The 11,318-nt window shown below is 58.9% G+C and carries 7 protein-coding genes; all 7 read left to right on the forward strand.

Annotation, left to right across the window (positions count from 1 at the left end):
* The first annotated feature begins 434 nt into the window (after positions 1-434).
* On the forward strand, positions 435-2,270 hold the full coding sequence (locus ACO0LV_RS16940) for a glycosyltransferase family protein (RefSeq protein WP_424789098.1): 1,836 nt from the start codon (positions 435-437) through the stop codon (positions 2,268-2,270).
* Entirely contained in the window at positions 2,267-5,260 is a 2,994-nt protein-coding gene (locus tag ACO0LV_RS16945; RefSeq protein ID WP_424789099.1) for a polysaccharide pyruvyl transferase family protein, read from the forward strand. Before ACO0LV_RS16940 ends, ACO0LV_RS16945 begins: the two co-directional genes overlap by 4 nt.
* Before the next feature lie 2 nt (positions 5,261-5,262).
* Entirely contained in the window at positions 5,263-7,044 is a 1,782-nt protein-coding gene (locus ACO0LV_RS16950) for an FAD-dependent oxidoreductase (protein ID WP_424789106.1), read from the forward strand.
* A 158-nt stretch (positions 7,045-7,202) separates the two neighbouring features.
* Positions 7,203-7,520 (forward strand): transposase, encoded by a 318-nt coding sequence (locus ACO0LV_RS16955; RefSeq protein WP_424789100.1) that lies wholly within the window; start codon positions 7,203-7,205, stop codon positions 7,518-7,520.
* 262 nt (positions 7,521-7,782) lie between these two features.
* A complete protein-coding gene (locus ACO0LV_RS16960) occupies positions 7,783-9,345 on the forward strand; it encodes an IS1634 family transposase (RefSeq protein ID WP_424789101.1) in 1,563 nt (520 codons plus the stop codon).
* Positions 9,346-9,580: 235 nt separating this feature from the next.
* Complete coding sequence (locus ACO0LV_RS16965; protein WP_424789102.1) at positions 9,581-9,709, forward strand: hypothetical protein; 129 nt, start codon at positions 9,581-9,583, stop codon at positions 9,707-9,709.
* Between the two features lie 91 nt (positions 9,710-9,800).
* Entirely contained in the window at positions 9,801-11,054 is a 1,254-nt protein-coding gene (locus tag ACO0LV_RS16970; protein WP_424789103.1) for an IS256 family transposase, read from the forward strand.
* Positions 11,055-11,318: the final 264 nt, after the last annotated feature.

Here is an 11,318-nt window from a genome sequence, read left to right on the forward strand (position 1 = left end):
CATCGCTTCACCTTACAGGGCGAGTATTGATCCTAGATCTTGCTCAGAGACTCAGCGGTGTTTGCCGCCTCGTGTACATTAACTGCAAACCTCAAGCAACTCCGACCGTCCCGGTACGGCTGGAGCCATCCAATCCGTAGAGTTCATACACCCTTCGAATGCACTAATGATATAGCACCGCAGAAAGAGGCTACGATTACATGCATTTCTGGTTTCATGACGACATAACAGAACACCACGTGCAGCGCTCTCTGGTACGAGCCCTGCGGAGTTACGGCCATACCGTGTCGACTACTGGGAAGATTACCCACCTGTCACGCTATCCGAAAAGCGCAGCAGAGTACGCGGTATGCGAACGGAGTGTCCGTGCTCTGGAACAAAGTGGAGCTGATGTCCTAGTGTGCTTTCGCCCAGGAAGCCTCCCTCCTCCTCTCTTGGACCGTGCACGTAAAGCAGTCGATCTCACAGTTGCATGGTTCTCAGATGATCCCGTCCATTACAAATCCGTCTACGCCGACTCAGCCCCAGCCTATAATATCGTTTTACATACGGGCGGGGTCGGTACACTCGAAGTCTACAGAGAGTCTCTCGGCCTGAGAAACGGCGTACAATTTCCATTCTGGACGGATAATATTGAGCACCCCTTCAATGGAGAGGCCACGGAAAAGTGCTTCGACATCCTCTTCCTGGGAAACGTCCATGATGAAGTCCGTCGAGATAGGCAAGAGTACCTCAGTGCCTTAGGCGAGCGTGTCGCACATTTTGGGAAGCCCTCAAGGGAAGCAGGAAGCCAGCATCGCGGTATCATCGAAAGCCTTCAAGAACTGCATGCGGTAGCGCGCAGATCACGCTTCGGCTTGAACTTTGCTCAGAGATTTTATCAGTATAGGAACAGTCCAAACTGGTCGATAGCCCTTGAAAGGTCAGGCCACTTCAGCTTCACAAGCAGACTCGTACAGTACCTAGCAATGGGTCTGCCTGTCATGACCCGAGATATTGATGCACTAGGCAGAAGTGTAGTGCCAGAGGTGCTAGAGGCTCAAAGTGCGGCCAGAGCAAGGGCTATCGCAGACGATATGGACGAAGCAGACAGGCTCAACCTCGCACAACAATCTCATCAGAGGCAAAGATCTGCATTCCACGCTGCGAATCGAGCGCGGTTTCTACAGCAACTTGTGGAGAACGACCGATGGCGCCGGTGGTCGTTAGACGACCGAGCCGAAGCTTTTCAAAATTTCTCACAAGAAGTCTCGGATCGCCAACCCTCCAGATTTCGCCGTGCGAAGTATAAGGTCAAGTTGATGGCGCGCTCGAAACCTCTGGTGGTAGGTCTCACCGGTACGGGCTGGGCAAACCCGTCGAGTCTGCTGAAGTGGACTAATGATGCCCTGAGCGCCACTAGAACGGATGTTATCCAAATAAATCCATTCCACTTTCCTCATCTCATCCGTTCAGACTTACAGGGGCACTTCCGCGGTATTATCGACCTATCCCGTGATAGACACGCCAAACGTCTCGACACAATTATATCCGTCGGCGGTGAGTACCTGATCACCTCGACTGGTGCAAGCCTGCCACCCGTTCTTTCACTGTGGGAGCGTTCCGAGTATAGTTCTCGACGGGTTGAACGATTGGCTCAACACAGCAATGCGCTGATTATCAGTTCCTCCGCTTTAGCGGAAGAACTCGCGAACTTGGGATACTTCAACACAATTGTCGCGTCAAACGTGTATACTAAATACTCCGAGCCTGTATCGGTGGATAAACCTGCTCAACGGGCCGTGGTTAGAGTGATTGCGGACCGCTTTAGGGATATCGAACTCGCCGCACCATGGATTCTTGATGAAATGTTCCAAGACGAGGTGGTGATCGACCTAGACGGAAACGATGCGGAACAAAGCGCCCCCGAAGGGCATACTGTGAACGCGGTCCTACTTGTGCCAGATATGACGGGGCCTGTTCCCCGGTCACCCCTCCATGGTTTAGCCCTCCAGTCACCAGCACTCCAGTTCGCGCCACGAATGTCTACAGTGCGCACTGACACTATAGAAAATGGTCCATTCATTACCGTAGGCGGAATCGCAGAGTTGGAGTACAAAATGCTTTTGTATACCCGTGATCGGCGTCTGATGCTGGACTACCTTACGCGGCTCCAATCGCACGAAGAAGCCTACTCAGTATCTAGTGTTATAGGTGCCTGGCTGCAAGAGACCCAAACTCAGAACACTGGTAGGATGACTCGGAGAATGAGGAACTGGGGACGGAAATGAATGTATCAACCGATGACGCGGTCGAATATCCCAGCGTTGAGGAGCAGCGGGCTTTCCTTCGACAGCGCGTCTTCGAAGCTGACCGTAAGTACCGAATACTCTATGTTGGCAACTTCTTCCAAGGACCGACAGGAATAGTTGCCACGTTGCACCGTTCCTTGGAGACACTTGGCCACACCGTCTTCAAACTAGACACCGCTTTGCATAAGCAGGCGCTGGACAAATCGAGTGGTGCGAGAGGTGGCTATGCACCTGTCTTCTTCCTTCCGCAGTCCATTGAGCGAATATTCGACACATTCCAGCCGCAGATTCTTGTAACGTGCGCAGGTGGATTGGTGCTTACCTCCGAGGATTCCGACTGGCTCCGAGCCCGTGGAGTCATGTCAGTCGGGTTGACCCTCTCCGACCCGGATGTTCAAGAGAGTGTATTTCCGTATGTTCCCAATTTCGACGTACACGCAACCAATTCTAAACTCGCCTTGGACCGCTACCGCCTCGAGGGCCATGCAAATACCTTTCTATTCCCGTTCGGTATAGACCGGAATTACGTCCTACGCACAGTTGCCGAGGATCCCACATTGCGTGCAGATGCTATTTGCATAGGTCACGCACAAGATCGACCTGACAGGCATGAGGTCATGCTGCACCTCGCTGAACACATGGATGTGAAGACATACGGCTCGGGGTGGCCCGTTCCTGATACGGGCTCTGTTTCGGGGGATAGACTCCTTCAGGCAGCCAAGGCTGGTACGTTCCACATAAACTTCCCCGCCACGAGAGCCGGCTATACGAACGTGAAAGTTGGCGTGTTCGAGTCCGTGGGGGCAGGCGCCGTACTCTGCACGACACGCTTCGATGAAATGGCTGACCTTTTTAGTTATGATGATGAAATCGTCGGCTACACAGAGGCTTCGGATCTGGCAGACACCATCAAACGTTTGTTGAACAGGCCAACGGAACTCGAGGGCCTACGACGCCGAGCATTTAATAGGTTGTTGTCCGAACATCTTTACGAGCACCGGTGGATAAGCCTCTTTCGCTCTATCGAAGAATGGCTACAAGGCATTGGCGGCGATTCAGGTTGGGTAGACAGAATCTGGCGCGTCCTAAGCAGTGATCATAAGCGACCTCGTAACGTGATTATCAGCGGATACTACGGTGCTAGGAACCGCGGTGATGATTTGTTGCTCGAAGCGCTACTTCTTCGCATTCGAGAGAAAGTGCCTGACGCAAACGTTATCGCAGCGGCGGTCAATCCATTGGTCGTCGAACGAGATCAGGGTGTACAGGCATTCAAGCGTACCGATCCGTACATATCGGATAGGTATGCCAGTTCGGCCACGGCACTTATTTTGGGTCCGGGTGGTCTGTGGCACGACTACACGATCCAGGCAGGGGACGGTGTTGCTGGAATAGTTAATGGGTCCAGATTATCCCCATCGCACCTGGCACAGTTGCCGCTGATGGTGAAAGCATACGGTGGTGAGTTCCATGTGCACGGGATGGGGGTAGGGCCGCTTGAGGACACATCCGCCAAGGCATCTGTGCGGCTGACTGGCCTCATCTCGGATTCGGTAACGGTTCGTGATGAGGAGTCTCGGGCCTTACTGGACGGAATCGAGAAGGCTTGGCCATCTCGACCACGGGTATCCCCGGATGTTGCGTATACATTGCCGATGGGTAGTCCGACTTCGGCTGAGGGCCACCAATGGCTTCCAACTGAGCCGTATATCGCGGTCAATGTCCGTCCGTTCGGCAAGGATGATGACTCAGTAGCAACTGTTCTCAATACCGTTCTGCGAATTGCGTCTGAACGGAATTGGCATGTCTTGGGAATTCCAATGCAGCCGGTTGATGAGAAGGCCATGGCGGCATGGTTGGATTCTGCGCACCCGTCCTTTACCATCCTTCCGGTCGATGCCCCATGGTCTGTGTTCATGGATGCCCTGAGAAGGGCTGCGGGCATCGTTGCTATGCGGCTCCACACCAATCTCCTCGCACACCGCGCTGGCAAAATGCCCGTAGGGATTGCGTATGACCCCAAAGTCGCTGCACACTTCAAGCAGCTCAAACGAGGCTCGGCTTTTGTGGGCATGCCGGTGAACGGTGATGAATTGCATATTAAGTTGCACGAGGCGATCTCTAGGTCCCGACAATCTGACGGTACGCGGCAACTCGTGACTAGTTTCGAAGAAAGAGCGAATGAATCTCTAAATGAGTTGTGTAGGGCGCTTTCTACTGCCGATGTCAAACTTCCCGACACTGGTTCGATGGTCCATAGCCCATCCAAGGATTCTACTACGAAGCGGCAATTGAGAATCTGGAATCCGGAAGAGTCGCTTGATGTGAGACGGGCAACAGTAAGGGGCTACAATCAATTCGAGCCTGAGAAGGTGGTCCCTTATCAGCGTCGTGACGGCTACACTGGTAGCACGTTTCACCTTGACGTTCGGGCTCCGAAGAAAGGTGATACAGCCGAATGGGGACTACCAGTACGCATCATTGACTCGAACGCGGTTAGAGTCGAGTTATGGATCAAGCCGAAGTACGCCGAGAAACACAAGTTCAAAGGTCGGCTCCTGTATCAGGTATTAGTGGACGAGACGCTGCTGTTTGAGCAAGATGTGACCGCATGGCAGCCGCGCAATAGCGTCTGGATTGGTAAGCGGTCGTCAGAGATGACTGTAAAGGTCCGGATTCTGGCTCTTAGGGACTGTGAGGACTGGAACTGGGGCAAAGCCACGGCGATTACTATCGAGGCGGCCCGAGTGTTGCCCTGGGATCCTCCGTCGGACCAGGATCTCGTGTGGGGAGCATCTAGCCCCGGAGTCCAAGTTGGACCTAATGAACGTGAGTCGCCTGGCAGGGCCTTAGCGGGCGAAGCCTCGCCGGATCAGATTATCAACGACGTGGACCCTCGTGTCCCGACAGGTATAGGCGGGGAATCGGGAGCAAGTAGTGCGCGACCCTGGTGGAAGCTTTGGGGATAGAGATGTCAGACGGGCCAGATCTCTGGCGCCCAGATAGTCGGGCCTGGAGGCACACCACTAAACAGCAACTAGCCGCGTGGCGGTACGGCCATGCGGTCAAAAATAGATCGTTCGATCTTCTCGTCGTTGGCGGAGGTCTATCTGGTGTCGCAGCGGCTGTTGCAGCAAGCCGAAGGGGTACCCGATGTGCGATTATCGAAGAGTCCCATATGCTCGGAGGGCAGGCAAGCACCTCAGCAGTTGCGGCCTTCGATATAACATTCGCGTATGAGGTCCTCTTGAATGGATATGGCCTCTGGGGCGAGATCGTTGACCGTCTCCGCATTGTATACGACTCGTTGGGGTTGGCCATGAATACAGCTCGATATCGAGATGACTCATTGGCTGCGAATCCGGTTATTATTGACCGTGTTCTGGGCGAGATGGTTAAGGAGGCTGGTGTATCAGTCTTCCGGAGGTCGAAGGTTCTCGACGCAGGAACGGCGCGAGTGGGTGTTTCCGTCGACACTGACCGTGGCGTCTTCTCAGGCAAGTATGTAGTAGACGCCACAGAGGATGGTGCCTTGCTGCCTCTGCTTGGGGCGGACCATCGTGTTGGCAACCTCGTGTTCCGAGATGGTGATTTGGGCGCGGGCAGCGCTGATCGGGTCTCTATACAGGACATTACTCAAGCGGTGACAGTTCAGTATTACCCAGGGGGCTTGCCTGACGATCTGAGGGTGCCGGAACCACCACGATATATGCAGTTTAGGAGGGAGTTTCTAGGGACGTATCCTTATGATCCATCAGGCGCACGCGTATCTGATCGGGGTTTTGCCGGGTATCGTGCAACACCCGATTTGAGTGGTAGGGTCGCTTACACTGGCTCCCAGTGGGAGCAGGTAACGCGAACGTCGCTCAATTATTTGAATGATTTCCCAGTTCAGGCCTCCTACCTCCTCGATAAAGATCGGCAACTGCAGGACGATCGGCAAGCTACGCTAAAGACGCTGGCGCTCCTTCACTTCCTTCAACAGGAGGTAGGGGCGCCATGGAGCGTCGCGACTGACGAAGGCTTCGCGGCCATTACGCGTCCTCGGCGGTTCGCTGATCTCGTGCAATTCGAAAATGTCCTGAAGCATTTCCCCCCTAGGGTCTACATGCGCGAATCGCGTCGGGGAATCGGTATAGACACGTTGACTGCGAAGAGCATATTCAGGCACAAGAATCGGACCCCTGCGCGGTGGTATTCAGATGTTGTAGCGGTCGGTACGTATCCACCGGACCTGCACGGTGGACGTGCTGAAGAAGACCTTGAGGATGACTTGGATGAGACATTTCTGGACAAACCTACTACTTGGCGAGAAGGGCCATTCGGTATCCCAAGTGGTTGTTTAATTCACGCGGGGATCCCTAGTCTGCTGCTAGCAGAGAAGAACATCTCTGTGTCACGAATTGTTGCGGGTGCCACTCGGCTGCATCCCACTGTTGTTGGAATCGGTGAAGCGGTGGGCACGCTGGCTTCCATATCTATCAGAACGGATTCGCATCCTACTGAAGTGTCGTCGCTCCAAATTCAAACTAGTCTACTCAGGAACGGTGCGTTTCCATTTCACTCAGCTATTAAGGGGTTGGAGAGGACTGACAGTGATTTCGCTACCGTTGCGCTCGCAGTGATCCGTGAGTTGGTGCCGACGTTCCAAGCGGATTGCGCGGTTGGAGAGCGCGTTCTCGGCGTGGAGCGTGGCGTGGCAAGAACTATTGGTAAGGACATTCTGAATGGGGCGGCGTCGTGGGATAAGTAGCGTAATGCGTGGATTGCGCACGTAGGCCTCGGGTTGTGCCTCCATACTTATGCGTACGCTACCGTTGAGGTAGGGGGCTTGTTGCCCTTGTCGCGCGTCAGACTTAGTGGCAGGACCCGTTTCTTGCGGGTGTGACCTGTGAAGGAGTCTGATCGATCATGGCAAGACCAGCGGCGATCCCGGTGGAGGAGAAGACGAGAATCGTGCTCTCGATTCTTTCCGGTGAAGTGACGGTCGCCGAGGCGCCCCGGCGGGCGAAGGTCTCCGAGCAGTGGGTGGGTAACTGGAAGCGAGCGTTCCTTGAGGCCGGCCGCACGGGCCTGGCCGCGGGCAAGTCCGGGCCCTCGACGCGTGAGGCTCAGCTCGAAGCCGAGGTGCAGGATCTGACCCAGGCGTTGGGTGAGGCGCACCTGGAAGCCCGGGTGTGGAAGAAGAGCGCGGAGGGCCAGGTGGGCCCTTCGAGGACCTCGAGGTGATCCGCGTTGAGGCGGGCATGCCGACGTCGAGGTTCTGTGCGGTGATCGGCGTGCCCGAGCGGACCTGGCGGCGTTGGCAGGCCAAGGCACGGCAAACACGACCGCCGAAGGGTCCGTGGCCTCGCCCGGTTCGGGAGAACGCACGTGACGCCCGACTCGTGCCACTTTCCGCTGATTGATGTGGCGTCGTAGCGTTGTCGCTGGTCAACGGGTCGGCGTGGAGGGCGGCGACACACTAATTGGGGGTCAGTAGGGTCGTCTGGTGGTGTTCGTGCGCAAGGTCCGGACCGCCTCGGGGGCGACGGCGGTACAGATCGCCGAGCGTCAGGGCGGTCGGGACAAGGTCTTGGAGCATTTGGGCTCCGCGCACACCGAGGCCGAGTTGGCGGCGCTGCTGGAGGCCGCTCGAGCGAGGATCTACCCAGGCCAGGGAGAGCTGGACCTGAGTGCCGGGTCGGTCCCGGCGGGCTGGTCGGTGATCAGGTCCAAGTCCAGCGAGCTGCTGTGGCAGGTGCTCTCGAGCGCCTACGCGCAGCTGGGGTTCGACGTGCTGGGCGACGAGGCGTTCAAGCAGTTGGTCCTGGCCCGACTGGTGGAGCCGACCAGCAAGGCCGACTCGATCCGGGTGCTGGAGGAGCTCGGTGTCCCGCACGCCTCCCTGCGCACGATGTTCCGGTCCCTGGCCCGCTGCCAGGAGCGGGGCTACCGTGACCAGGTCGCCGCGGCCTGCTTCGCCCACGCCGCCGCGCACGGTGACCTGTCCCTGGTGCTCTATGACGTCACCACGCTCTACTTCGAGGCCGACGACGAGGACGAGTTGCGCAAGGTCGGCTACTCCAAGGAACGCCGGGTCGATCCCCAGGTCGTGGTCGGGTTGCTGGTCGACCGCAACGGGTTCCCGCTCGAGGTCGGCTGTTTCGAGGGCAACAAGGCCGAGGCCAGCACGATCCTGCCGATCGTGAACGCGTTCGCGCAGCGGCACTCGTTGGCGGACATGGTCATCGTCGCCGACGCCGGCATGCTGTCCGCCGGCAACCTGAGAGAGTTGGATGAGGCGAACCTGCGGTTCATCGTCGGCTCCCGGGTCACCAAGGCCCCGAACGACCTGGCCTCCCACTTCCGCTGGCACGGGGAGGCGTTCACCGACGGGCAGGTCATCGACACCATCACCCCACGGGTGGCGACCGACCGTGCCAGGGGCAGCAACGACGTCAAGAAACGGGCCGAGCCTGTGTGGGACCCAGCCACCCATCAGCGGTCCTGGCGGGCGGTGTGGGCCTACTCAGCCAAGCGCGCGGCCCGGGACAACAAGACCCTGACCCTGCAGGAGAACAAGGCCAAGGCCGTCGTCGCCGGTGAGAAGGCGGCGCGCACTCCCCGGTTCGTCAAGCACACCAACGGCGCCAAGGCCCTGGACGAGGCGGCGCTGGCCCGCTCCCGGCGGCTGGCCGGGTTGAAGGGCTACGTCACCAACCTGCCCGCCACGCTCATGCCCGCGGCCGAGGTGATCAGCTCTTACCACTCGTTGTGGCAGGTCGAGGTCTCGTTCCGGATGACCAAGAGCGATCTACGTGCCCGCCCCGTGTTCCATCACCAACGCGAGGCGATCGAGGCTCACCTGACCGTCGTCATGACCGCCCTGGCCATCGCCCGGTCCCTGCAGGAGGCCACCGGGCTGAGCATCAAGAAGATCGTCCAGGCCCTACGGCCCATCCAGCAGATCACCGTCAACATCGCCGGCCACGAGCACACCGCCACCGACCCACTCACCGACACCGCTCGCGACATCCTCACTGCGACGGGCACCGACTGGCTAACACACTAAAGCGGCATGACTCGGGTGATCCGCGTTGAGGCGGGCATGCCGACGTCGAGGTTCTGTGCGGTGATCGGCGTGCCCGAGCGGACCTGGCGGCGTTGGCAGGCCAAGGCACGGCAAACACGACCGCCGAAGGGTCCGTGGCCTCGCCCGGTTCGGGAGAACGCACGTGAGGCGGCGCGCCGGCACGCGCTGGCCCATCCGGCGTGGGGCCATCGCAAGGTCTGGGCGATGTGTCGGCATGACTCGGGACAACGGCGGACCGTTCCGCTCATTCCGGTTCGAGCACTTCATCACCGCCCACCCCGAACTGCACCACGTGCGCACGCGGGTCAAGACACCCGGAGTAGTGCCCCATAGAGTGGTGTAGCCCTGGTGGCCGCGTCGTTGTGGACGTGGGCGCGGTCACCGTGGTCCTTCGAGTCAACCTTCCACAGAATCCTCGAAAGGACATCATCACGATGACCGCTCCTCATATTGTCGACCCTGCCGGCCTGCTTGGCGAGGCCCTGTCCGAGGCCTCCCCGGATCTGATGCGATCACTGCTGCAGACAGTGATCAACGCTTTGCTGTCGGCCGACGCCGATGCGGTGGTCGGGGCCGAGTGGGGCCGGCCGAGCCCCGAGCGCACGGCCCAGCGCAACGGCTACCGGCATCGGCCCCTCGATACCCGGGTGGGGACCATCGACATGGCCATCCCCAAGCTCAGATCGGGCACCTACTTTCCCGAGTGGCTGCTCGAGCGGCGCAAGCGTGCCGAGTCCGCGCTGATCACCGTGGTCGCTGACTGCTACCTCGCCGCAGTTTCCACCCGCCGGATGGACAAGTTGGTCAAGACCCTGGGCATCAACGCGCTGAGCAAGTCCCAGGTCTCACGCATGGCCAGCGACCTCGATGAGCACGTGGAGCAGTTCCGCCACCGGCCGTTGGACCAGGCCGGCCCCTTCACGTTCGTGGCCGCCGATGCCCTGACTATGAAGGTCCGCGAGGGCGGAGGCGTGGTCAACGCCGTGGCGCTGGTGGCTACCGGCGTCAACGGTGACGGACACCGTGAAGTCCTGGGCCTGCGGGTGGCTACCTCGGAGACCGGTGCCGCCTGGAACGAGTTCTTCGCCGACCTGGTCGCCCGCGGGCTGGCCGGGGTGCGCCTGGTCACCAGTGACGCCCATGCCGGGCTCAAGGACGCGATCGCGGCGAACCTGCCCGGCGCGGTATGGCAGCGCTGCCGCACCCACTACGCCGCCAACCTGATGGCCATCACCCCCAAGTCGATGTGGCCGGCAGTCAAGGCCATGCTGCACTCGGTCTACGACCAACCCGACGCCGCCAGCGTCAACGCCCAGTTCGACCGGCTCATCGACTACGTCACCGAGAAACTTCCCGCGGTCGCCGAGCACCTGGCCAACGCCCGCGAGGACATCTTGGCGTTCACGACCTTCCCCAAGGAGGTGTGGACCCAGATCTGGTCCAACAACCCCGCCGAGCGACTCAACCGCGAGATCCGCCGCCGCACCGACGCAGTGGGCATCTTCCCCAACCGGGAAGCAATCGTGCGCCTCGTAGGAGCCGTGCTAGCCGAACAGACCGATGAATGGGCCGAAGGCCGCCGCTACCTCGGACTCGACGTCCTAGCCCGCTGCCGACTCACCGCCATCGAAAACACCCGAAACGAGGTGACCACCGACCCCGACCCCAGACTCGAACTCAGCGCCTGAAAACCCGACCGAAGGAATCAGCCGCTACACCACTCCCGGGGACTTGACCACACCCGGGCAGAACGGCTCACGCGAACGCGGCTTCGGCTCGCTGAAGTACGAGCGACTGTTCCTCGAAGAGATCGATGACGTCTTAGCCTGGATCCACCGATGTGAGCTGGCGCAGGTCCGGCGTGTGAGAGCGAGAATGCCCCTCTGACCTGGGAAAATACGACTTGTTCAAGGCACGTATCCCACGCAAGAAGGGCATCTCGTAGATGCAAC

It is taken from the genome of Pseudactinotalea sp. Z1739 (assembly GCF_049725055.1).
GTDB lineage: Bacteria > Actinomycetota > Actinomycetes > Actinomycetales > Beutenbergiaceae > CALKWS01.

What these genes read in the sequence shown, in the direction of transcription:
- ACO0LV_RS16945 (WP_424789099.1), top strand. Translation starts at nt 2,267, where the DNA reads ATGAATGTATCAACCGATGACGCGGTCGAATATCCCAGCGTTGAGGAG.
- ACO0LV_RS16950 (WP_424789106.1), top strand. Translation starts at nt 5,263, where the DNA reads ATGTCAGACGGGCCAGATCTCTGGCGCCCAGATAGTCGGGCCTGGAGG.
- ACO0LV_RS16955 (WP_424789100.1), top strand. Translation starts at nt 7,203, where the DNA reads ATGGCAAGACCAGCGGCGATCCCGGTGGAGGAGAAGACGAGAATCGTG.
- ACO0LV_RS16965 (WP_424789102.1), top strand. Translation starts at nt 9,581, where the DNA reads ATGACTCGGGACAACGGCGGACCGTTCCGCTCATTCCGGTTCGAGCAC.
- ACO0LV_RS16970 (WP_424789103.1), top strand. Translation starts at nt 9,801, where the DNA reads ATGACCGCTCCTCATATTGTCGACCCTGCCGGCCTGCTTGGCGAGGCC.